Source organism: Flavobacterium sp. LC2016-13, assembly GCF_009707955.1.
GTDB lineage: Bacteria > Bacteroidota > Bacteroidia > Flavobacteriales > Flavobacteriaceae > Flavobacterium.
In genome coordinates this window covers 1-24,566 of record NZ_WMDQ01000011.1, presented here as the reverse complement: position 1 = coordinate 24,566, position 24,566 = coordinate 1, and the positions used below count along the sequence as shown (strand labels likewise).

The window sequence follows — 24,566 nt, the reverse complement described above, 5'->3', positions numbered from 1 at the left end:
GGGCATTGCATTGAAGAGGTAGGTAGGTTTGTTTGGGTTTATGATTTTAGATTTTGGTGAAATACTCTATCAATATTTTATATTCCATTAGTTTTCTGAGGTAAAAAGTGCTACTGATGTTAACCGCACAGATTTAAATTACGAGGTTCTACGATTTGAGAATATATAAAGTACAAAAACGGTAAACTTAAAATTTTAATATCTTTACAAGTAGCTTAACCGCACTTCGTAAAGCCATGTAACATTATCAAATATTTTACTGTGTAAGATGATAAGAATAGCCACATTTGAAGATAATAATTTGCTTCCGTTTAAAGAAATTAGCCAAAAGCAGTATGATCATTTTAAAACTGATAGTAATTTAGTTCAAACTGTATACACACAGTATGTAGTATTCAAATATTTGCAATTAAACTTAAAGGAGTATTTCGATTTTATAAAAAGATGGGAAAAAGTTCCTGCTAATGAGATGCATTTCACCCTTGGTACAGATATTAATTTTATTCTGCAGTCTAATAAATTGGTGCTTAATGTTTTGATAGGCTTTAAATTTTTTTTAGATAATGCGGAGTTTTATTTAAAACGGAAATTCGGAAAAAATTCACATGAAGTTCAGGGGCATATTAATTTAACGCACTATTGCTTTGATAATTCGTTTGCATACAGGTTTCTAAGTAAATTAAGAAATTATTGCGCTCATTTAGGATTTCCTTTAGAAGTTGTTAATTTCGATATTGAATTTAATGATGAAAACCCTGAAATAAGCGAGCACTCTTGTAAACTAATAGTTTATGCAGAAATGTTGAAAAAAGAACGGGATTTGTTTGGAAAGATTGTGATGAGCGATCTTGAAAAAATGGACAATGAAATTGATCTAATTCCCTTAATTAAAGAGCTAACTAATTCAATAAATGTAATTCAAAAAAATATATATTTGATTCAACAAGCTGAAATAGAAGAGGCAATAGAAAACATAGATTTTTTTGTAGGGACTAAAAAGACTGCAACTAACGAAATTAAAGTATATCATAATTATAGCAAAATTGATAACAAGATTTCTTTTGAAGTATTTCACGTTCCAATGGAAATAATTGAAGAATTGAAGCACTATAAAGAAAAATCTGACTTACTTCAGTAAGTCACTAGCATACTTTAACTAACATTGACTTAAACTTTGCAGTGTTTTTTGTTAAAAAAGTAGTCTATTTATAATTTTTTATACAGTTAAGAATAGTGGATCTTTACATTAAGAATTGGTAAAATGAATAAAAATACCCTAATATGAATATTGAAGTTTTAGACAGCAGTGAAAATTTTCAAACTTGGATAAGTCGCGATTATATAGCAGAAGAATTAAAAAATGAACTTCAAAAGGCATCTGTCCTAATTGTACCTTTTGAAAAACTTAGAGATTTTGAAAAACCTTTATTTCCTATTGAAACCAGTAATATACTTAGGTATTTTCAACAAAATTTTGATAAAGATTTTACTGTTGATATTTGCATCACAGATGACTTGTACACTGAGTTTGGTTTTTATAACAATTACAAAAGACTAGGGAAATTTGTAGTGGCAACTGTTGCTATTCCGACCTTTGTAACGATATTATCTGCATACGTATACGATAGATATATTAAAGAAGAAGAATCAAAACCTGAAATAAATATAATAGACAATTCTACTAAAATTGTTGTAAATGATACCCATATTAGTACTGTCTCACAAAAAAAATATTTGCAGCCTGTTCAAGTGAAGTTTTCCGTAACGGTAGTTGATTCCTCTGGAAATTCAAAAGAAATAAAATTTGAAGGACCTGCAAAAGAAATTAGCAGTGCACTTGAAGCTTTAAAAAAATATGAAGAACCCAAAAAAGAAGTTGCGGATGATGAAGAATCAACAAGTTTGGAATAAAATTGAAGAATTAGGAGAACCGGATTTTCCATATGAAGATGTAATTGTAAAATTACAAAATTTAAAGGAACTGGCTGTTAAGAAAGATGCCCAAGAACAAGCCAAAGAAGTTTGGATTTGTCAAACTATAATAGGAGTACATAAGCTATATTCGGACGCTTTTAAATTATTGAAAGACAAACAATATTACCAAGCTTGGTGCCAATTGGAAAGAACAGAAAAAACAATGAGTTCTCTCAAAAGGCATTTTCCATTTAAAGAGAATAAATATTTCTTAAATTTTATTGAAAGATCGGTCAGGAATTTGCAGGTAATCTTTCCTTACCGATTCTTCGCCAGTATGGAGATTGTTAAAACAAGTGTCCTGTGCAGCGTTTGTAGCAAAAAAGTATCGATAAGAAATTCATGCGTTCATATTGTTGGCGAGATTTATGATGGCGAAATGTGCTATAGGATAGTTGATAAATCTGAAGTATTGGGAATTTCATTGGTTGATGACCCAGGAAATAAATACTCAGTGATGTTCATAACAGATTCTTCTACAGGAGAACAGGTTGATCATTATAGTTATGACATAATTGATTATCTTTTTGATCACTTAAGCTCGCCTTATGAGTTTTGGGATTTAAGAGTTCTTCAAAAAGAAATCAGGCAAGAAGATTTTAAAGACGTAAATCAAGATGATAGGTGTACCTGCAACTCAGGATTGAAATTTAAAGAGTGTTGTCAAACTAAAATAGGAGAGAAGTATCCTCATTACGAATTCTCAGTGAAAAACCCTGGATTGCAAAAAAGTTTTAGAACAAATACCACAAAACGTGCCATTCGTTAATGCGTTTCTGCGCTACAGACTGTGTTGTGGGCAGTTGAAAATTACCAGCAGTAAACCTGAATATCTTGGCAAGTAATAAGCAAGGTCTACAACTGTATATAAAGATTTATCGATTTCAAAAATGCCATTTTCTCAGATCCTGCAACTAAACTCAAATTAATTTTATTCGAATTATTTGTTAGTAGTACCATATCGAAGCTAGATTTTACACCGTTAGTGTTAGAGAACTTTTCGCTTATATAGTTTTTCAATATTATATAAGAAAAATAAATATATTATATTTCTTAATTGAAAGGCAAGATTGTCTTTTCAACTGAAATTATAAAGTAAATCTAAAACAAGTAGAAATACTTAATGATTGGAATTTGATATTTAATATTTTTGAAATGTCCCGCCAAAATATTCTGTTACGGTTTTCCGTAATGTATTGTTGTATTTAAATTGTAATATTAAATCCAATTCTTTTAAGATAAAAAATTAAAATATGACATTAATAATTGGTTGCATTACTTCGGAGTTTGCTGTTTTGGCAGGAGATACACAGCTTACAGTAGGTGATCTGCAACGTGGAACTGATTTGAAAAGAGAAGTTGAGATAAAAGTTAGTAAATATTCTCATCGCTTTATGATGGGGATTTTAGGAAAATGGAGCTGGTTTTCTTGTGCGGAGAATGGTACTGCAACATATATAAATGATTTAGATATACTAAAGAGAAGAATTCAAAACAATGATGATGAAGTAGGTTACTTGAAGGAGTTTCTTCCAAATAGACAAAATCTGGATGCAACTGCTATTTTTATTGATAAAAAGAATGATCAATTCACATTGGACTATGTATCAAGTAAAACTGATCAAGATTTGTCCAGAATTAAAATGGAGCAAATTGAATTGATGTTTAATGAACCATTTTTTTATTATCAAAAGCAATTTGTACAGAATAAAATTTTGGAATTTTCTAAGTCTAATGATTTGGGGAATACACTTGGTGATGTTATCTTTTTGGTTAATAATATCATACTTGAGATTATAGCTGAAGGGAGAGTTCTTGATGTTGTACAGGATGATGGTGTGCCAATTTTCGGTATAGCTAATACAGTGGGGGGATATGTTACAATCGAGGTTATGACAAAGGATGATCATCACATAAATTGTCTTTATAGACCATACATTTATGATTATAATACGCTTCTTGATAGGAGGACATATCCATTTTGCTTGTTTCTAGACAAGCATAAAGAAATTCGTTATTTAGATAACATGGTTATGCTTATTAAGGGCAGTTTAGCTGTAGATAACGATAAACTCGTTAGAAACGAATTGTTAAAATGTATCGTCAAACAGTTGACATATTTGAGTGACTCAGGTATAATTAAAAATTATATCCTGAATAAGTTTATCGATTTAATAAATGAAAAGTACGATATTGAGTTAGATAAAATTGCAAAAGAAGAAAAAAAAGAGGCACTCAATTTAATGTTGTTTTTAGATGAGAAAGAGGCTGTAGATTTAGATTATATTAAAAATTTTATATAGATAAAATGTATTTACAAAACATCAAATTATGGAATTTTAGGAAATTTGGTTCAGATAGTCATTTTGATTTAGAAAAACCAAATTTAAATTTAGATTTTACGTCAGGACTCAATATTTTAATCGGTGAAAATGATTCAGGGAAAACAGCAATTATTGACGGGATTAAACTTGTTTTGAAAACACATTCGTATGAATGGTTAAAAATTGAGAAAGATGACTTTTATAGAGAATCTAAAAGAGTTCGGATTGAACTACTATTTAAGGGATTAAGTGATGAAGAGGCTAAAAATTTTACAGAATGGCTAAGCTGGGAAGGTACCGGTGATGATTTAGTGCCAACATTAAAATTGTTGTATGACGTAACAAGTAATGATGGTAAAATAGTTCCTTCAGATATAAAAGCAGGACCAGATAAAGAAGGTTATATGCTTACGGCAGGAGCAAAGGAATTTTTGAAAGTAACTTATCTTAAACCCTTAAGAGATGCAAAAAGTGACTTAATACCTAAAAAAAATTCAAGACTTTCTCAAATTTTTCAAGAACATGAAGCCTTTAAAGGCAAAGAGGATTCTCATCATCTGATCGGCATTTTTAATCATTTTAATGAATGTGTAAAAGAATATTTTGAAGGGAATAATGGTGAAGGAAAACCATTGGATAGTGATTTAAAAGGTAAAGAGCTAAAAGATGAGATTGATAAGTATCTTCAGTCTTTTTATGATGAAAATAAACAGACCCATATTAAAGTTTCCGAGGGGAGGCTCAAAAATATCCTCGAAAAATTGGAACTGCTGGTCAAAGATGAAATAAATGTTGGATTGGGAACACTAAACAGATTGTTTATGGCTTCAGAATTATTGCATCTGAATAAAAAAGACTGGGATGGAATCAGGCTGGGACTAATTGAGGAGTTAGAAGCACATCTTCATCCACAGGCTCAAATGCGTGTAATCGAATCACTTCAAAAACAAAATAATATCCAGCTGATATTAACAACGCACAGTCCTAATCTTGCTTCAAAAGTCAATTTAGAAAATCTTATTCTTTGTATAAATGATTATGCTTTCCCTCTAGGAAAGAAGTATACAAAACTTAAAGCAGCTGATTATCCTTTTCTGGAAAGGTTTTTAGACGTTACAAAATCTAATCTTTTTTTTGCAAAGGGATTAATTTTTGTGGAAGGGGTCTCGGAAGAATTAATAATTCCGTCCTTAACGGATAAATTATTTGAACTGAAATACTTAAATAATAATTTAACATCGTCAGGTACATCAATAATTGCTATAGGTAATACAGCGTTTATAAGATATTCAAATATATTTTTAAGAAATCAACTACCTTATTTAGGTATACCTGTAAGTATAGTGACTGATTTAGATTTAAGACCTGTCGAGTTTTCGGATAAGTATAGAATTTCAGCAGATAAAAAGAAAGAGAAAAATATAATCACTGAATTTGATGTTCTAGCATTTAAAGCAGCTAAGACTACAATTTATAACAAGCAGTCAACCAAAATTTTTACAGGTGATTTCTGGACGTTAGAATATTGCGTTGCCCTGCATCCTTTTTTAAGTAAAATTTTGTACAAGTCAATTGTGCAGAGCATAGAGGAAATTAGATCTGATAATTATAAAGGGACTAATAATAGTTATAAAGGAATTAAACCAATATCACAGCTCAATTATGAAAGAAAATGGAAGGCTTTTATCAAGGACAAAACACAGGAAAAGATAGCTTTTGATATAATGTATCACTTTATTATAGATAATAAGAAAATATCGAAATCTATGATAGCAATGTATTTTTCTCAATTTTTAAAGACTGATATTAAAACTTTGGATGAGATTATAATTAAAGACAACCCTATTCAATATTTATTAGATGCAATAGAATATGCAACAAAAAATTAATATTCAAACGGAAGATATTAAATATGCAGAACGTATTTTACTTCCACCGGGTAAAACTTTTGACAGGGAGAGAGTAGCTTTTATTAAAGATTTTCAAACAATTGATCTGCAGGCTGTACCAGGTAGCGGTAAAACTACAGTACTTCTAGCTAAGTTGCTTATTTTGGAAACGAAATTACCATTGTTTAATAATAGGGGTATCTTGGTGCTTTCTCATACAAATACAGCAGTTGACGAAATAAAAGACAAAATCGGCAAACACTGTCCAAAATTGTTTTCTTATCCAAATTTTATCGGAACAATTCAAAGTTTTGTGGATCAATTTTTAGCAATACCTTTTTACACGCAGCAATTTAAAAGAAAAGTTATAAGAATTGACAACGAAATTTACAATGAAAGAATTGCTAAGACTTTAGATAGTTTATGGTTATATAGATATAATTGCTCAAACGAAACTTGTAGGCACATTTCGCATATAAAAAATGCCAATCAAGTATTATTCTTTAAGTATCGATTTGGATTAGATGGAAAATCTAATATCCTTGTAAAGTATTTTAACAGTTCAAAACTCGAAATAACAAAACCTAGAGGTAATACCCGCGCAAACAATTATAATGATTATGATCAGAATGAAAAAGAAGCTATATATAACTGGCTTTTTAGACTCAAAAGTGAAATTTTAAGACAGGGAATTCTACATTTTGATGATGCTTATTTTTTAGCAGAATGCTATATAAATAAAGTGCCTACTATTAAATCTGTTTTACAAAATAGATTCGAATATATATTTATTGATGAGATGCAGGATCTGGATATTCATCAAAACAATCTTTTGGAAAAAATATTTTATGATGAAGGAAAAAGTTTGTCGAATTATCAACGGATTGGAGATAAGAACCAGGCGATTTATAGTGGTGATGTCGGTTTGGATGAAATTTGGGTGTGCAGAGATAATGGAAGAACAAAGAATATCAACGGAAGTCAACGGTTGTCTAAAAATACTGCTGAGTTGGTAAACTGTTTAGCTTTGAGCCGTGACGGGGATTTTAAAGTTATAGGAAAAAACAAAGAATGCAATTTAAAACCTCATTTACTAGTATATACATTGGAGAATATTTCAGGTGTAATTCCAAAGTTTTCGGAATTAATTAGTAATTATTTAGCTTCAGCAAAGATTAATGATAATCCAAAGAATAAATATAAGGCAATAGGTTGGTCAAGGGATAAGGGAGATAGCAGTTCTAAATTAGGAATTAAGGATTTCTATCAAGAATTGATAGTCGACAGTCCTAAGCAAAAAATTGATTACGATAATCTGGATTCCTATTTATTGTTTTTTGATCGAGATAAAAAAACTTTAGAACCAATTAGAAAAAACATTTTAAATGCTTTAATTAAAATATTAAGACTAGAGGGGATTTATTATACAAAAAGAGAATTACTGGTTTATTTGTCGCAGAATAAAAATGAAGACTATTTAGTATTAAGTAAGAATTTATATTTATGGAGTATAGATATTATCAAAGGTAAATTTGGTGACGTATATGTGTCCATAAAAAAATATATACCGGAATTTTTAGCTATTTTTAACAAAAGTATTACGATTTCTACATCGTTTATAAATACTCCAACCAATGCTTTTTTACTTAAAGAAGAACCAATAAAAATATTAAATAAAGAAAATATTCATGGGTTCGATATTGATATTGCAACTGTTCATTCAGTAAAAGGAGAAACGCATACAGCCACTCTTTATTTAGAAACATATTACCAGAATGGGAATGATAATTATGAATCAGAAAGATTATCGGATCAGTTCAAATATAAGAATTTCAAGAAAACTCAAAAATATCATAAACAGTCGGCAAAAATGGCCTATGTGGGCTTTTCTAGGCCAACACATCTTTTATGCGTTGCAGTTTGCAGATCTAGATTTGATTCACATCTAAGTGATATTGATACAAAAAAATGGAAGATAATTGAAATATAAGATGGTATGATCAGATTTAAAAAAAATGATGGTTTAATAATATTGAACTACCAAACTGATAATGATATCAATTGGCTGAAAGAAAAATTTGAAGATGATGAAAGTTATTCATTTAAAAGAACTTATACCTTAAATTCCAGTAACATATATCAGAACAATTTGAATGAAGAAACACAAGAAATGGAAGAGGATATAATTTTTGATTTTATACAAGAAATGGATTTTGTTTTTGCAAGGTTCGAAGAGGAGTATTATAAAGTCGAAAAAGGAATTTTAGTAGACAAATTTGATATTTATTTTTATAAGGATTTTGAGTTTGATAGTAAGTTATTTATTGCAGAACGAGATGTTTCAATTTTTAGAAAAATTGAAAAATTAGTTAAGGAGGATATATACATCGGCGGCCCAAATTCAAATGCAATTTCAGAAATTGATTTTAGAGGCATTATCGAAGATTTTCCGAAGCAATATGAAAAAAAACTATATTCTGAAGCAAGACTGTCTAATGTGATTAAAGAATTTTTTTCAAGCACTATAAATGCAGAAAGGAAGTTTGAAAATTACATTGAAAAAAAAGCGACTACCAAAGGAGAAGATCTAGTTAAACTTTTCAGTGAAATTGAATTGTTTAAATATCAGACTATTTTAGAGAAACTGCAGTTTATGTTGGCAAGTACAAATTCCTATAACGAGAATCAATGGCAAGATGAAATTCTGCAGATAATATTGTTATTGTATCCAAAGTACTTTTTGGTTTTTAAAGAAGCACCCATTAGGGCAAGTTATGATAAGGAAAAAAATATCAGAGATGAAAAATTTATTGATATTTTATTGGTAGATTCGGATGGAAATATTGATATAATCGAAATAAAAAAGCCTTCCGATTCTTCCTTGATGACCAAAGGACTTTATAGAAATAATCACATTCCTTTAAGAGAGTTATCAGGGACTGTTATGCAGATTGAAAAATATATTTATTATTTAAATAGATGGGGGGAGAATGGAGAAGAGTTTTTAACGAAGAAATATAAGGAGCAGATGCCAGATGATTTTGAAATAAATATTACAAATCCTAAAGCCTTTATAATTATGGGAAGGGAAAGTAATTTATCAATTGAGCAAAAGAAAGATTTTGAAGTTGTTAAAAGGAAATATAAAAATGTTATTGATATTATCAGTTACGATGATCTATTAAACAGACTAAAATTTACTATCGAACAAATCAAAAGAAATTAATATTTTTAAAATGTAACGGCCTAGATATTTTTAGAGAGTGGAACGATTCTTTATAGTGAACTTTTTCCATTTATACCTAAAGTTTTTTATGTTTTGGATCATATGTTGATAGTTGAATTCAATATTCGTTGCGATCCTAATGTTGAAGGTAGAGCCTATGTACAATAATACAATGAAACGCCAATAATAGTATATGAATGACCTTGAATCAAAGTTTCTTAATGAAGAAAATTTTTATATAGCTTTTAAAAAGCTTAATAATTATTTAAAGCAATCAAATGAATGGTACAATCCAGTTGAACTCTCTACATTTGAGGCTAATCTTTCTACTAATCTATCAAAAATTAGAACTGCCTTAAAAGACGGTAACTATCAGCCATCTAGAATTGAACCGCTTCCATTTCCAAAAAAGAACGATAGCGATGGTAATAGCAGAATAAGACAATACTTCAGAATTAGTTTATCTGATCAGATTGTTTGGATTGCGATAACAAATATTATTGGAGTTTATCTCGAACCAAAAATGCCTTTTTGGAGTTATGGGAATAGACTTTTTGTACCTACGTGGTTTGAGGAACAAGATGGTAAATTAAATATTAAAAGAGGGGCATTGCGAAATACTTCTGCTAATTATTATCGTAAGTGGAATCAGAGTTGGCCTTTATATCGTAGGCATATTTCAATGACGATTAAAATCATGGCACTCAATAGTGGTTTTAAATCAGAAAATTTAGAAACAGATATTGAACGAGATATTTATAAGAACGAGTCAGATAATAATTTTTTAGAATATCCTTTTCTTAAAGAGGAATTTTGGAAAAAAGGAAAAAAGAAGGAATTGTTTTGGACCGGACTAGATTATGAAAAATTTTTCCCATCGATTAATCCTGAAAAAATTATTTCCATTATAGAAAGTAGTATTGTTAGGCCTGATGGAACATCTAGAGATGATACTCATATTCTATTTGATACTATAAGAAAGATGCTTCGATTTCCAATTGATCTTTCAGGATGGAATGTGGATGATTTAGAGGTGTTTGATAATAATTTTGCTGTCAATCGAGAAGAATTTTATGGAGTTCCAACTGGATTATTGTCAGCTGGTTTTTTAGCTAACGTTGCAATGATAGATGTTGACCAAGCTTTAATGGAATATATTAATGATAATCGTGACGTAGCCATTTTTAAATTTGTTGATGATCAAATAGTACTTGCTAAATCGAAAAAGTCACTCCTTAACTTTTTGAATTATTATAGTGTAATTCTGAGAGAATCTGAAACGGGTGTAGGATTCCAAAAAGAAAAAATATTTCCTGAAAATTCTTTTATTATTTCAGACCGAAATCAATTTTCATATAATAAAAAAGATGATTTTAAAGTTCCGTCATTAAATATTTATTTTCCAGAACCTTTAATGACACACACTTTGCAAAAAATGTCAAATCTAAATGAGGCAGATTATGAGCTAATCGATGATGAAGAAGTATCAAACATAGAATCTGATTTAGAACACTTTTTGCTAGCTGATTTCCCAGATTCTGAAATGCGAAGAGATACCCGAATGGCGTTCGCTTCATATAAACTTTGTCAGCTCGCCAAACAAATCAAACCCAATTTTAGATTACTAGATCCAACAAGCAAAGAAAATTTAGAACAAGCGAGAGCCATTTTTGCAAATTACGCTGAAAGTAAAAAAGCTAAGTTTAAGACTCTAACTAATAAGAATGAAGAGGTTTTAAATATTTCTAGAAATATCGTTGAAGAAAAATTAACATGGGAAATAGTTCGAGTTAATAAAAGATTTGCAAATATTTTTAATTTACTGTTAAAGGCCTCCCAAGAAAATCCGGATAAACTTAAATTGTGGAAAAGGTGTATTGAATTTTGTGCTTTGAGTGGATATGACGGATTAAAAAAACTTTTCAAAACTATTGAGAGTGTCAATTTAAATTATTTAGGCAAAAAATATATTATTGCGTATTGTCTCCTTAATATCAACGAAAAATTATTAAGCTGTTATAATAAAGCGGTTATTGAAGATAATTCATTTTGGCAGGACTATACAGCCAATAAATTTATTGATGATGCAATAAAATTAAAACTAAACTTATTGTATCAAAGTGATATGAAAAGTTTTATATCCGGAACGCTTTTTAATTTTAGTTTTTTGAAAAATTTCATAAATGAAGTCAGCATCGACGATTTAGAATTGCTTAATAGTTATAAAACTCTAGGTCCTCAAGGAAATTATTATTCGTTTGAAGAATACCTATGGTTTTTACTAGATTGTATTAATAAATCCTCTAAACAAGAACTATGGATTGCCAACATTAATTTTGCTGACATATCGGAAAAAGTTACTTGGAGTCTTTTAAGTATGTTTCCAAGTAAAATACCATCCGACATCATTGATAAAATTAAAGATTTACGTACGGAGGTTGCCACAATGAATGATGTAATATTTGAAAATTTTGAATTTAGAAATAAGGAGAACGGGATTATTTATGAAATGTTTAATGGTCGCACAGAAATACAAGATAAGTATTTGAAATATTATCCAAAGATTGAAAATATCATTACGCATAATGCTGATAATTATATCCCCTTGGATGGATGGTTAAACGAAATATATGTACAAACCCAAAATAGTCCATGGATTGATGTGAGATTTTCCGAATGGACTTGCCTCGAAATTATTATTCAAGTTGCTAACCAAATACATGAAAAGCAAATTGCGGCGACTATATTTGATTCAGCTGAGGATATCTACAAAATTCACCCTGTCAATTTTTTAATACCCGTGGGATGGCTCACGAAAGAAAAATTAAGTTGGGATGACTGGAAAAAAATTGTCAGAGAACATCCAATTAGAATAAATGAAAATGATTTATTACTAAGTGATTTTAGATATCTGCCTATTTCTAAGTTGTGGAAATCTGGAGGTTACCATTGGATTTTTGGATTAGGAAATTTTAGTTTGGTAATCGGGTTATCGGTTTTGCTTACGCAACTTATTACCAAAACTTTTGAATGGCCAGCTTACGCTAATAAACTATCTTTTATTGACCAACTGTTTTCACAAGTTGTTAATTCAATAGAATCGCAACCGATATCCTCAGAATTACGAATCGTTTTAATGACAATATTTTCAAAAAACGATGTTGATTTCTTTTCGAATTCCAACATTAGTATTGATGATGATCGGGTAATCTCGAGACTAGAACATTTTATCTCAATTTTAGAAGATTTGCAACTAGGGCTAGCGAAAGATCAGTTGCAACTACTGAATAATGCTCCACGCCAATTGACTACTATCGACATTGACTTACTTAACCAATCAAAAGATATATATTAAATGCGTAATTATTTAAAAATTGGAATGATCCAACCAGTAATTGATCCCGATTTATGTTGGAATGAAGAACCTGCCTTTGTAGCGACAGAAATGCTAGCAGGTAAAGGAACTCCATACAAGTTAAATATTGATAAATTAACTGCAGAACGTGTTTGGCAAGAGATTACAGATGGCTTACGTACAATGATCAAAAGTGATAACTGCCCAGAAATCATTTTAATTCCTGAACTTCATTTACCCCCAAGTAAGGTATCGGACCTTAAAAAAATTTCGAAAAGACATAACGTAATGATTATTGCTGGTATTGATTTTATGAGGAATCCAGTTCATCCTACTAAGATTAGAAATAGAGGTATTATTATAGTTCCCAATAATTGGGGTATGGCAAATTTGTCGACACAATATACTGCTCTTTATTTTGGGAAAACATATTTCACCTATATGGAAAGGGCAATGTTTGGTAATATTGAAGGAACAAAATGCTATGAAGATCCAGAGCAAAATATGTATGTCTTTGAATCAACAGAATTTGGGAATTTTGGTATTATGATTTGCTCAGATATATTTGATATTGAACGAATGATGCTTTATCAAACAAGAATTCATCACCTATTTATTATTTCATTGAATAAAGATTTAAATACTTATTTTGCGATGGGAGAAACGCTAACACGACTACTTTACTGCAATGTGGTTATCTGTAACACTGGGCAATATGGTGGATCACTTGCAATTTCACCATTGGAAGATACGAATGAGCGTACTATTTATAAATATCACGGACAACGAATGTTTAACACTCAAGTGGTTAATTTACCAGTTAGTAGTTTGGAAGCAGCACATCGATTTGATTTTGCAAATCAAAATAAGAAGGCACATAATATAAAATTTAAAGCTTCACCTCCTGGTTTTTTTGACAAAATTTCTAAGTAATGAATATACTTTTGTTTTTACAATTAATTGTAAATGATGAATATTTTATATTTAACATGAATTATTGATTAGAAGTGCTAACACAAATTAAAGATACAGAGAAGGGCATTTTGGGTTCCTAACATTGTTTTTTGTGAATTTTCACATAGGATGTTAAGTAATTGTTAGATGGTTTCTTGGTTGTTTTTTGTAAAAAAAAACTCTCAATTCCAAAATTAAATTCGAATAGTAGAATTTTACTTTATTTAAAATTAATAAATTTTGGTTTGAAAAATACATTAATAAATTCGAAACTTTCAAAGGAGATAAATTAGTTTCCCTATGTCTAGAAAATTAATACGTATTTTCGTCTTTAGGTAAATTATACTTTTCTTTTTTACTATTTTGGTTTTTATTTTGGCTAAAATCAAAACCCCAAATCAAGGATATTTTGGATAGAAACAATTTTGGGTTGAATTCGAAGAGGTTTTTGTTACTAAGAAGTCTGTCAAAAGCTACATAAGTTGCAAAAGTCTGCATTATTGCCACATTTGTATTTTTAACTGTGAAAAGTTCGATATTATTTAGTGATGCTATAGAATATAGTAGTAAATAACAGAAAAATGAAAAGAAAATAGTATATCTTGTCCGCTGCTTGTTTATCAGTAAGTTTCCTAGATCATTGTACAGATGCAATAGTTCACGAGGATTGTCGCTATTCATAGTCTTACGACACCATATCATTAATTTTTCACTGCAAAGTGTTATGAAAATTGAAGTTGTAGTTAACGTTAAATAAACTTTCGCAGCAAAAGCTATATTGATGTTAAAAAGTTGCTCTGGAACATACTTGAACAACATTGCAATAAAGCCCAGAGGTAAGAAATAAGCAAATATAAATTCAAATAATATTTTTAGTAGTGGTCCAATAACACCAATGATTCCGGCAGGTATTAAAACTATAGCTTTAAACCAGTTAAAATATTTATTATCAGGCAGGGTAATTATAATAAATACAATTCCCATATAAGTTATAATATATAAGTAAGCTGAATTTTCTTTATTAAAATAGATGGAAAATGTGATTGTAATAATCCCTAAAACAATCATGAATAAATTTGTTTTTTTCTGATCAGTCATAGTATTAAGCTTTGAATGCTTTAAATTCTTCAATTTTCCTTTTTACGATTTCTTCTTTAGCTGACACTCCCAGCGATCTGTACAAATGAATTAAGATTTCGTACATAAGAAGTAAATATCCACTATTGTGAATTCCCATTCCTTCCATTATTTGAACAGCTTTTTCCTGATTTATTAGCCCCATTTCAAGATTGTTATTCAGCAGATATAATTCTGATAAATAATTATAACAAGCACTTAGAATGAAATCATTTTTCGCTTCAGATTTTAGAGAGCAATGGATAGCAATTCCAGTAGACATTATCTCGATAGATTTGTCTATTTTGCCAACAATTCTGTATGTCTGTGCCAAAGTTCTATACTCAATAACAGTTTGTTGGTCATCCTGCAGATTATATTTTTTTCTAAAATTTTGAGCTTTTTTAAAGTTAGCTACTGCACCTGCAATATCTTTTTTCATCAACAATACGTTAGAAATGTTGTTAAAAGCAGTAATTATCGACTGTTGATGTAAGATTTCATTTTGATAAAATAGGTCAATACCTTTCTGAAATGTTTCTAGAGCTTTATCATTATCTGTTTTGGCATATGCCAAACCTAGATTATTATAAATGATACCTAAATTGGATTTATCCAGCATTGGATAAATCTCGGCTCTAGCGGCTAAATCGATCCAGCGATCCAGTTCATTTTCTAGCTGGATAAAAAAGCGATATGTATAGAGCAATTCATTTTCTAGGAGTATTAGTGGCTGGTATACCGCAGTTCTGAATCGTCCTTTTATATTATCCAATATCGATTGCGCATATCTAAGATATTTATATGAAATTGCAGGGTTATTTTGCCCCTCTTTAATTCTTGCGGTTAAAAATGAAATATAGAATATATTGTGAACAAATGGCGAATTACCTTCTCGCTGTTTATATATAATAACCTCCTGAATAATTTTATGGATTGTTAACCTTTTTTTATCTGAGGAAAGTTCAACCAAACCTTTTTTATCAAGGCTAATTAAAGCATTCATAATAGGAGTTTTGTTTTGGTCATAGTAGTCTTTTCCATTAATCAGTATTAGATCATCTATAACAATATCGCTGGCTGGCAGTAGAGCTAAAAAATCTAAATAATTAGCCTCAAATGACTCTAAATTATTAATGCTAAATTTTTGGAGTAAGTAATTGAAAATCTCGATCGAATTATTTTCTCCAGCCACATCAATCTCAACCTTAAATTCATTGCCATTCAAATTCTGCTCCTTTAAAGAAGATATAAATTGAGAAAGATTCAGATCAAAACTATTTTCAATAGTTTTGGCCGTAAGTTCAATGACTAAAAGATTGTAATCTATGTATTTAATGAATTCTTCCAGCTTATTATCATCAACTGCTTCTTTCTTAAGGTGGGAACGAAAAATACTTTTTGCATTTTCTAAATCAATGTGAGGTAATTTCTTAGATCTAGCTGTCTTGATGTGATTCCTTGTAAGTACTAATATCCTCCAACTTGTAAGAGTGCTTAACAAATTAAATGATGACTTGTCGTAATCAATTTTTTGAATATCAATAATAATAAGCTTACGGCCTTTTACATTGTTTAAGGCATTGAGCATAATGTTAAATCTCTGCTCGATTTCATCTTGTTCTAAAAAAGCAATATTTAGGTTTTTAGACAGAACTTCGTCAAAGACAAAAGAATAGTCAATTGATTTTTCTACTGTTATCCAAACTATATGATCATATTCTGAATGCGTTTTTAGATATTTTTTTGCAAATGAAGTTTTACCCATTCCTCCCGGACCGTATACAGAGACCATACCTGAAATATTTAGTTCCGAATGAACTTCATCCATAAATATATCCCAGTCAAGGAAGTTTGTAAAGTTGTAATCTGGGATTTGATTTAAAAATTTTGGAAATTTAATAGCCTTTGATTCTACAGATGATTTTTCTAATGTATTTATTCGAAAGTCATGATAATCAATTTTTGACTGTATGTTTTCAATATTGGATCTTATTATTTCGATATCAATATTGATAAGCCTGAAGAATTTATCATTCTGATAATTTTGCAATTCATTGTCAGAACGCTCTAGTAAATCAGAAATCATTTCCTTTGTCAGTTTTCTTTTTGCAACATCTTTGTTTTGGGAACACCTGAAAATTTCAGAAATTAAAACACCAAATAGGATAGAGATCGGTTTATTATTAAACTTTTCATTTGTTAGCAAAAGTTCTATCTCAGATTTTATCTTTTTAATTGCTTCATCTGGAGATAAACTTTCAAATTTCCATTGGATTTTTTGAGTAAAATTTGCAACTTCATCCTCAATAATCAAATTTAAGGCCTCAGAGGACGACTTTATTAAAGAACTCTTCTCAACAGAGATTTTCTGACTTAACTTTTTGTTTTTACGAATCTTAATTTCCTTGCTTAGAATTTCTCTAATTTTATTAATGCAAATTTTTTTTAATTTGCTATCATTGAGACTTTCGTCATCAATCCACTGGATTAATAATTTTTCTCGAACAGCCACTTTTGTATTTGTTGCAAAACAAAATTTAGGTTCGGCAAACAAATTCTTATTTTTTAAGTAGAGGAGAAAAAAGTTAAAAATAGTACTTTTAACTTCTTCAGAAGCCAAACTAAATGTTGATGTGTAGCATTTAACCTGAGTGAAAACCAAATTTTCGCCAACCTCTTTAATATCCTGGTCAACTTCGGAATAAGCTTCAATGTCATTATCTTCAATAAAATTGGTAATCCATTTTTTTAAAATTGTTAAATATTGATAGTAAAAACCTTTATTTGTGGCTACAGCATCTGTATTAACATCAAATACATCTATAATTTGTTCAAGCATTTTATTGGAAATAATGTGAGTTTATTTATAAAAATGATGGCTGACTACTAGACTTAAAAAAGTTTAAGTTCTTTAATCTTTTTACGTCTTCAAAATCAGATAAATTACAATTTAACAATCTGTTCGCTGTTGAAGACTTTTTTTTGCAAGCTAACGAAGGTTAAATGTAGGGTTTAAATGATTAAAAAGTTTATTATAATCTGCAGTTTTTAAAAATATTTTTGTTTTAAACTTATATATTAAATTAAAAAAAGTGTGAGGTATATTTTTTTTATTTTGTGAGATCGGATATGAACCTTGGAGAAAAGAAACATGAAATAAAATTAAAATTTTGCGAATTTAAAATTATTTGTATATTTGTTAATGCTTGTTGGCAAGCTCGCCCGTTCGTGCAAAGATTTCATCAGCCAATAGTTTAATAATGCTAACCTTTCAGCTTATTATCCAAACAAAGATTACGGACGTTTTTATATAGGGTAGTTAAGCTGATACAAAAGGATTGTATTATGAAAACTATTAATTACTTGAAACTTCAAGCAAAAAATCTGTACAAAGATTTTAAAACACAAAAAACTTATTTTGATTCTTCATTAGACGGTGATTATTTTGGATATACTCCAAAATATTTCGACGTTGATGCTCTGGTTACCGACTACAACGTCAATGAAAAGAAATTTACGCTTATGAATGCCCAGCATATCATTGCTAAATTAGCAGGTTTTGATAAATGGACTGAACTCTCTGATTCGTCAGAGCCAGCTATTGAATTGGGTAAGCTGCTGTTTGACAACATGCATAAGCTTAGAGCCGAGGATTGGCAATACTACATTAGAGATGTGGAAATTGAAAATGAAATTTTTCTTCACGACGTTGATAAATTAGGCATTTTTAGACAAGTTTTTGCGGATGTTGAGGGGCATCAAACTGATGGTTACGATTATCGTTTGCCAAAAAGTGAAAAATTGCCGGATGAAGAACCTAAAATTAAAAAAGTAAAAAAGAAAAACTCTAAACAGATAACTGTTTTACCTCTAACAGGTGCATTAAGGATAAAGTTTATCAAGACAGCTAATTCCGTTTTTGAGAGTGATTTGGAAAGGCTTGAGGTGGAGAATCCTGAAGTGGTAAGGAAGCTGTGGGATCCGGAAAAATATATTGATGAAATTCTTTTGAAGCCTGATATGCTTCCAATAGATCAAGATTACGCACTTTCTCTTGTTGGTGCATTCTTGGTTCATCACGTTATTGCTTTATTAAATGATGAAGATAACATGATGTAGATCTCCGGTAAGATTTGCATGAGCTTTTAAAGGTGGGCGTTACAATTTAATTGGAATGTCCGCTTTTTTTGTAAATAAGAATTTTAAATGCTACTATAATATATAGTAGAGTGTGGCTGTATTTATCCCGTTTAGACTTTTTATGTCTTAGATTCAATCTTAATTCAAGGATAGTATGATTTATTTATTGTTCAGGATCTTCTTCAGAGCTAATGTTAATTGTATTATCAAGTGAACGTGCGGGCAGGGACGAGCGAACGCAGAAAGCAAAGCAATAAAGCAGGAGCGCAGCCCTGCATTTATGGGGGAATTTTTTGCGGAGAACCGAAAGCCGTGCCCGAACTTTGTGATGAAATTGACTTAACATTCCCCAATGCCTCCTAAGCCAGAAATGCTCCGTGTTCCTTAAAGTGTCTGCGCGCGCAAAAAAATACCGCAGTTAAAAATCTGCGGTATCAATAGTTAAATGGGTTAAGCGGGAGCAGTCTGCTTTTTCTGTTTTTTCAACCGCCCTGCAATCTCAGGCATATTTCTGCGGATAATCGTCAGAATCCTTCCGTGATATTTAGTGGCTTTATTGCGATGTCCCCTGCACTGGATAATTTCCATTCTCGAAAGCGATACTTCAATGGTTTCTACAGGTCTGTTTTCAATCTGCGCCGAAAGGATTAAGGAATCTTTCTTTTTATAATACTCATTGGTAAATACGCAGTGGTGGAGCATGTCGCCCTCATAGAGAAAATCCTGCACACGATCAAGGACTTTTACGGTAAGGTCATTGTCGGTAAAAGAAAGTCCGAAGAACTGTTTTTTATCATTTTCATAAATCGGCTCTGCTTTCTGTATTTCTGCACGCATCTGCGCAAGATGCTTTCTGCGCTGAATATCCCTTTTTTTGGAAACAAGCCTGTCATGCGCCTGGTCTAAATTTTCGGGGCAGACAAGCGCAGGGGAGCTGAGGTCTTTTTTAAACCATCGGAGCAGGGCAATATAATCCTCCCAAATTTTTATGTCCTGAATCTGATAACGCTGTTTAAGGCAGGTTTTTACTGCCTGCCAGTTTTCGCGCAGGTGCTGTTCATGGGAAGTCAGATAGTGTTTTAGCAGGCTGGTCTGAGTGGATTTTATAAGGGTTTCTGCAATGCAGTCCTTTAACAGGGCGGTAAAGAGTATCTGCGGGGCAATGCCGTGCACGGAAGTCTTAAAACCGTTTCTTTTCAAAAGGGGAATCATTTTCATGTGCGGATAAACCTTATAGGGATTGATGCGGTACTTTGGGGAGTTCTGAAAATCCTTTGGGCGGATTTCTAAAGGGGAATAGTACTGCCATGCATCATAGGCATTGGAAAAAACATTGGTGCTTCTTGAGATGGTGCGCACTCCCCCTTTTGGATTTATCCAATGCTGCATGACTTCCGTGTGGGAATAGTCGGGAAGAAAATTCTTTTTCATGTTCTTGTGCGAGCAGATGATGCGCACCACCTGATACCCAGAGCAGGTATCGGTGAGGGCGAAATATTCGATTTCTTTGAAATGCACCTGATTGTGCTGATGCATTTTAAGTTTGCCCTGACAGGCGGTGCAGTTAATATAATTTTTGCAGGACTGGCTTTGGCTGTCAGGCTTCCACGAATGGGTGCATTCCAGACAATGGAACTTTCCCCTTGAGAGCACCGCCCATTTCAGGAAAATATTTTTTTCCGCCCACTGATGCATCTGCGCTGTGATTGGGGCTAGGGAGGTACTTAAGGCGCTGATTTCTTTTTCTATAACTGTTTTGGGTATCATAAGTCAAAGAGTGTTAGGGTTTGTACAGGCTTCACGGGTTGCACTTTTTCTATTTTTGGAACTGTGCTTTGAGATACTGCGGGAGCAGTTGAGAACAAATCAGGTTTGGCAGGGGAACTTACTGCTACTTTGCATTGAACAGGGGCAGGCGTTCCAATCGTGTCGTCTGTGTAGTACTTCACAGCCATGTCAAAGATTTCCTGATTGTCAAAGGCGCATTCCCCTGTTTTTTTGACCTCGCCGAAAATGTAATGGAAACAGCTCTCAAGGTTTTTGCTCTCTTTTTTATAGTCCGCTGAAAAAACGGTATCGTTCTGCGCTTTTTCGCTCAGGTAGCTTTCTATGGCGCTTTTGAATTTATCTGATGCTTTCATAAAGGAAGATTTAAGATTGAAAAGCGTTATTCAAAACTGTTTCTATAGATGTCAAAACAGTATTCTTCAAAGCAGAGCCAGCATACAAAGGTGTAATGGGGCAGTCGGTGGCGGTTTTTGACAGATTCCCCAAGGGAATCTTCAATTTCATATCGGATATTTTCCAAATCATCCAAATGCTGGATATAGAATTTTCTGCATTCCGAGTTGTAGACAAACTCTGAAATCATCCCGCAGATGCATCCGTTTTTCTGCAGGTCTTCCAAGAAAGATTTTAACTGCTCTTTTTTTGTCCCGTCATAAGATTCCATATTGGAGAGGACTATTTTTTTGAACTGGGCGGATACGGGATATTCTATGTAAACTGATTTTTCAAAGGCTTTCATGGCGTATAAATTTTGATGTGAAACGGTATAGATTCCAATTAGAAAGGCAGGTCGTCAGGGGTGTCTTGATCCGTATTTTTCTTTTGGGATGCGGGAACTTCAGCAGTGTTTTCTGTTTTCGGGAAAACCAGTATTTTAATATTACTGGTGTGAAAGGTCAGCGAACCGAGCGCTTTGCCCTCGGCATTATTGTAGACATTCAGACCTATGCGCCCGAAGAGTTCAACCACAGTGCCTTTTTTAAGCCACTTCGCCATTTTGGAACCCATCCAATAGGAGCAGTCGATATAGGTTACAATTTTTTTAAATTCGTCAGCCCCTTTTGGTCTGTAGCTGTCGTTTATGGCAATGGAGAAATTTACCACCTCCCTGTCATTTGAAACTTTTGCCGTTACGGCATCTTTTGTGATTCGTCCTGAGATTTCCATGATGTAAAATTTTAAGTGAATATTTTTTCTGTTTTTTCTCAAGCCCCGCATAAAATTTTTCAAAAGAAAAACGGGAAAAAAGAAAGCACAAAATCAAGCGCCCGATAAAGGATCCGGAGTGCTATAAGTCCCGAAGGGCGGCAAGGCCGTTATGCGCATGCAGGATCCTGCGGGTGCTATTTTCGCGGCTCTTTTAATCCGTTTTCATTGAAAATTTCCTTATCAATCTTTACAGCAGGCTGAACCCCTATTTCAGATGCCTGTTTTGGGATCGGCATTGAAATATTTTGTAATTTCAGGTGACAAAAAAGCAATGCAATGGAAAAGCGATATGATCTGAACCGTTTTTTAGAGGCACAAAGGGAAACGTATAACAACGCACTGCGCGAGATCAGGCAGGGCAACAAACAGACCCACTGGATGTGGTTTATTTTTCCCCAGCTAAGAGGACTGGGATTCACGGATTATAATATCTTTTACGGCATTGAAAATCTGCAGGAAGCCTCACTGTATCTAAATCACCCCATACTGGGAAAACGTCTGGTGGAAATTACCCAGGCAATGCTTGAGATCGAGAATAAAACGGCACTGGAAATTCTGGGCAGGCCAGATGAAAGAAAACTGAAATCCTGCATGACCCTGTTCGGACTTCTGCCTGAAACGCCTGAATGTTTCAGGCAGGTGCTTGTGAAATATTACAATGGAGAGCAGGACGAAAAGACACTGCAGCTAATAAAAGAATCCGGCAGCTAAAAAAACATTTCTTTTTTCTCTGCCTCAAGAAAACACCTAAGGATTAAAAGTTATTTTTCTTTTTTGAGAACCAGTGATGAAAGCGCAGGATTTTTGATTATCCTTTCCATTTCACTGTGGATTATTTCCTGAATTTCAATTTTGATCTGCAGATAATTTTTCTGGATGATAACATTATCAATTGTCCGTATGATCGGAATTTCTTGGTAATTATCTGTTTCTTTTTTAATTTTTTCGTGATCGTTGATGATCTCGCAGTGAAAGGTTTTAAGCTCAATGCGACAGTCCGGGTTATCGGCTGTCATGCCTACAAATTCTCCCGAACTCAGTGAAGAAATCTTCGAAGGCGGCACTGCTGATTCGAGCTGTCGCGAACGGCTGATGGAGGTGTCGCTGCTGTTTATAGAGAGGCTTTCGCGGTCCTGCATTATCTTTCCGAAACGTTCTGAGAGCTGTTTTGCAGTATCCCCGCTGACCTGTCCGCAAACAATATTTCCGACTATATTAATGATCACATCAGCCTGCTCGCGGCCGTAGTCTTTACGAAGCTGGCTGAAGTCCTGTATACCCAGACAGGTGCTCACTCTGTTGCTTCTTGCTGTTGCAATCAGACTGTCAATATTATTGAGATAGATAGTGGGGAACTCGTCAAAAACAAGACTGCTTTTAAGTTTTCCTTTCTGGTTTACCTGCTTGATAAGGCGGCTGACAAAAAGGGAAAGAACTGCCCCGTAAGTCTGTATCTTCTGCGGATTATTTCCCATAGAAACAATTTTTGGATCGGACGGATTATTGATATCGAGTGTAAAATCACTGCCTGACAGCACATAGTAAAGCTGGGGTGAGGAGAGTTTTGCCAGTGAGATTTTAGCAGAAGCGATCTGCCCCTCCAGCTGGTCTACAGCCTCGTTCAGGAATGCGCTGACAAATGGATTGATAAGCACCTCGATCTCTTTTTCGGTTCTCAAAAGCGTGAAAAGGCTTTCATAGTCGGTCTGAATCATTTCAATGACATGGGGCAGGGTGCAGAACTCGCCGTCGTTGTATTTTCGAAGGTACCAGATGACGGCTGTCAGGAAATTTATGGGGGATTCCACAAAGAAATCGCCCTGTTTTTTAATCCACTCCCGGTTGAGTCCCATAAGGATTGTGCGAGCAGATTCAGCAGCATCGGTAATGTCGGTCATTGCCGCAGGATCAAGAGGATTACAACGGTGGGTTCTGGAGAGGTCGTCAAAATTTATGATGTAAAATTTGGGCTCCACGGTATAAAGATGACGGAATTTCAGCCAGGCATTATAAGCGATAACGGTGAGGTCGTCGAACTTGAAATCATAGATGAACATGGAAAAGCCTTTGGCAATATGCTGGCTGATTATATGGCGGATTACAAAGTATGATTTTCCCGAACCCGGCGTGCCTGGAACCAGAATGCCTCGGAAGGGATTTATAATGTTAATCCAGCTGCTGCGCACTTTGTCTTTGAGGTGATAACGGGCGGGAAGGTTAACGGAATATTCGTTTTCAATAAGCCTTTCCTCCTGAGGAAAAGTTTCGTTTTCCTTATTAAAAATATCTGCTGAACTAAGCTTTCTGCGGATAATGCGGGAGAGCAGGGTGCACCCGGAAAGCGTCATCAGATAGCCCAAAGAACACAGTGAGATATATAGTACGGAGCAAACCTTAGTATCTGCAAATATTACAAAAGCCAGATAGGAACCAAAGTAAAGCAGAAGCCCCATTGAGATATAATTAAAAGCAGTTCTAAAATGGAGCTTTTCATCTTTTCTTCCTCTGGCCTGTAAAAACCAGTGATATTGACCACCTATTTTCAATTTAAAGTGACCATCTAATTTTGGTTTAAATTGACCACCTAA

Annotated in this window: 18 protein-coding genes; 11 read left to right on the top strand and 7 right to left on the bottom strand. The window is 32.7% G+C overall.

The features are described 5' to 3' along the window. The first annotated feature begins 268 nt into the window (after window positions 1–268). The 9 genes from GKZ86_RS19865 (at window position 269) to GKZ86_RS19825 (ending at window position 13,701) form a co-directional block, all read left to right on the top strand. Window positions 269–1,138, top strand: a complete 870-nt coding sequence (locus GKZ86_RS19865; RefSeq protein ID WP_154784802.1) for a hypothetical protein — start codon at window positions 269–271, stop codon at window positions 1,136–1,138. A 143-nt stretch (window positions 1,139–1,281) separates the two neighbouring features. After that, complete coding sequence (locus GKZ86_RS19860; RefSeq protein WP_154784801.1) at window positions 1,282–1,911, top strand: hypothetical protein; 630 nt, start codon at window positions 1,282–1,284, stop codon at window positions 1,909–1,911. Further along, complete coding sequence (locus GKZ86_RS19855; protein WP_154784800.1) at window positions 1,856–2,743, top strand: SEC-C metal-binding domain-containing protein; 888 nt, start codon at window positions 1,856–1,858, stop codon at window positions 2,741–2,743. Before GKZ86_RS19860 ends, GKZ86_RS19855 begins: the two co-directional genes overlap by 56 nt. A 484-nt stretch (window positions 2,744–3,227) precedes the next feature. Continuing rightward, the gene (locus tag GKZ86_RS19850; RefSeq protein WP_154784799.1) at window positions 3,228–4,277 is read left to right on the top strand and encodes a hypothetical protein; all 1,050 of its coding nucleotides are present in this window, start codon (window positions 3,228–3,230) and stop codon (window positions 4,275–4,277) included. 5 nt (window positions 4,278–4,282) lie between these two features. After that, window positions 4,283–6,187 (top strand): ATP-dependent endonuclease, encoded by a 1,905-nt coding sequence (locus tag GKZ86_RS19845; protein ID WP_154784798.1) that lies wholly within the window; start codon window positions 4,283–4,285, stop codon window positions 6,185–6,187. Next, window positions 6,171–8,177: a UvrD-helicase domain-containing protein gene (locus GKZ86_RS19840; protein WP_154784797.1), complete on the top strand. Its 2,007-nt coding sequence runs from the start codon at window positions 6,171–6,173 to the stop codon at window positions 8,175–8,177. Before GKZ86_RS19845 ends, GKZ86_RS19840 begins: the two co-directional genes overlap by 17 nt. A gap of 6 nt (window positions 8,178–8,183) precedes the next feature. Beyond that, a complete protein-coding gene (locus tag GKZ86_RS19835; protein WP_154784796.1) occupies window positions 8,184–9,413 on the top strand; it encodes a Shedu immune nuclease family protein in 1,230 nt (409 codons plus the stop codon). A gap of 193 nt (window positions 9,414–9,606) precedes the next feature. Beyond that, complete coding sequence (locus GKZ86_RS19830; RefSeq protein WP_154784795.1) at window positions 9,607–12,768, top strand: RNA-directed DNA polymerase; 3,162 nt, start codon at window positions 9,607–9,609, stop codon at window positions 12,766–12,768. After that, entirely contained in the window at window positions 12,769–13,701 is a 933-nt protein-coding gene (locus GKZ86_RS19825; protein WP_154784794.1) for a hypothetical protein, read from the top strand. A 333-nt stretch (window positions 13,702–14,034) separates the two neighbouring features. Here GKZ86_RS19825 and GKZ86_RS19820 read toward each other — a convergent pair whose 3' ends face one another. Both GKZ86_RS19820 and GKZ86_RS19815 read right to left on the bottom strand, forming a co-directional pair. Then, window positions 14,035–14,820 carry a hypothetical protein gene (locus tag GKZ86_RS19820; protein ID WP_154784793.1) on the bottom strand — a complete coding sequence of 262 codons (786 nt, stop codon included), beginning with the start codon at window positions 14,818–14,820 and terminating at the stop codon, window positions 14,035–14,037. A 4-nt stretch (window positions 14,821–14,824) separates the two neighbouring features. Beyond that, complete coding sequence (locus tag GKZ86_RS19815; protein ID WP_154784792.1) at window positions 14,825–17,680, bottom strand: tetratricopeptide repeat protein; 2,856 nt, start codon at window positions 17,678–17,680, stop codon at window positions 14,825–14,827. 506 nt (window positions 17,681–18,186) lie between these two features. On the opposite strand from GKZ86_RS19815, the gene GKZ86_RS19810 reads away from it, so the two are divergent. Further along, on the top strand, window positions 18,187–18,960 hold the full coding sequence (locus GKZ86_RS19810; RefSeq protein WP_154784791.1) for a hypothetical protein: 774 nt from the start codon (window positions 18,187–18,189) through the stop codon (window positions 18,958–18,960). A gap of 471 nt (window positions 18,961–19,431) precedes the next feature. Here GKZ86_RS19810 and GKZ86_RS19805 read toward each other — a convergent pair whose 3' ends face one another. From GKZ86_RS19805 to GKZ86_RS19790, 4 genes are read right to left on the bottom strand one after another with little or no spacing between them, the layout of a single operon-like run. Continuing rightward, window positions 19,432–20,748 (bottom strand): PcfJ domain-containing protein, encoded by a 1,317-nt coding sequence (locus GKZ86_RS19805; RefSeq protein ID WP_154784790.1) that lies wholly within the window; start codon window positions 20,746–20,748, stop codon window positions 19,432–19,434. Beyond that, window positions 20,745–21,122, bottom strand: coding sequence for a Cas9 inhibitor AcrIIA9 family protein (locus GKZ86_RS19800; protein ID WP_154784789.1), 378 nt, complete (start codon window positions 21,120–21,122; stop codon window positions 20,745–20,747). The genes GKZ86_RS19805 and GKZ86_RS19800 overlap by 4 nt, the downstream gene beginning before the upstream one ends. Before the next feature lie 26 nt (window positions 21,123–21,148). Continuing rightward, window positions 21,149–21,508, bottom strand: coding sequence for a hypothetical protein (locus GKZ86_RS19795; protein WP_154784788.1), 360 nt, complete (start codon window positions 21,506–21,508; stop codon window positions 21,149–21,151). A gap of 38 nt (window positions 21,509–21,546) precedes the next feature. Next, window positions 21,547–21,936, bottom strand: a complete 390-nt coding sequence (locus GKZ86_RS19790; RefSeq protein ID WP_154784787.1) for a single-stranded DNA-binding protein — start codon at window positions 21,934–21,936, stop codon at window positions 21,547–21,549. A 318-nt stretch (window positions 21,937–22,254) separates the two neighbouring features. Here GKZ86_RS19790 and GKZ86_RS19785 point away from each other — a divergent pair, with 318 nt between their 5' ends. Then, on the top strand, window positions 22,255–22,689 hold the full coding sequence (locus GKZ86_RS19785) for a DUF1810 domain-containing protein (protein ID WP_154784786.1): 435 nt from the start codon (window positions 22,255–22,257) through the stop codon (window positions 22,687–22,689). A gap of 50 nt (window positions 22,690–22,739) precedes the next feature. Here GKZ86_RS19785 and mobC read toward each other — a convergent pair. Continuing rightward, a partial coding sequence (gene mobC / locus GKZ86_RS19780) for a conjugal transfer protein MobC (RefSeq protein WP_305069145.1) occupies window positions 22,740–24,566 on the bottom strand: 1,827 nt, incomplete at its 5' end.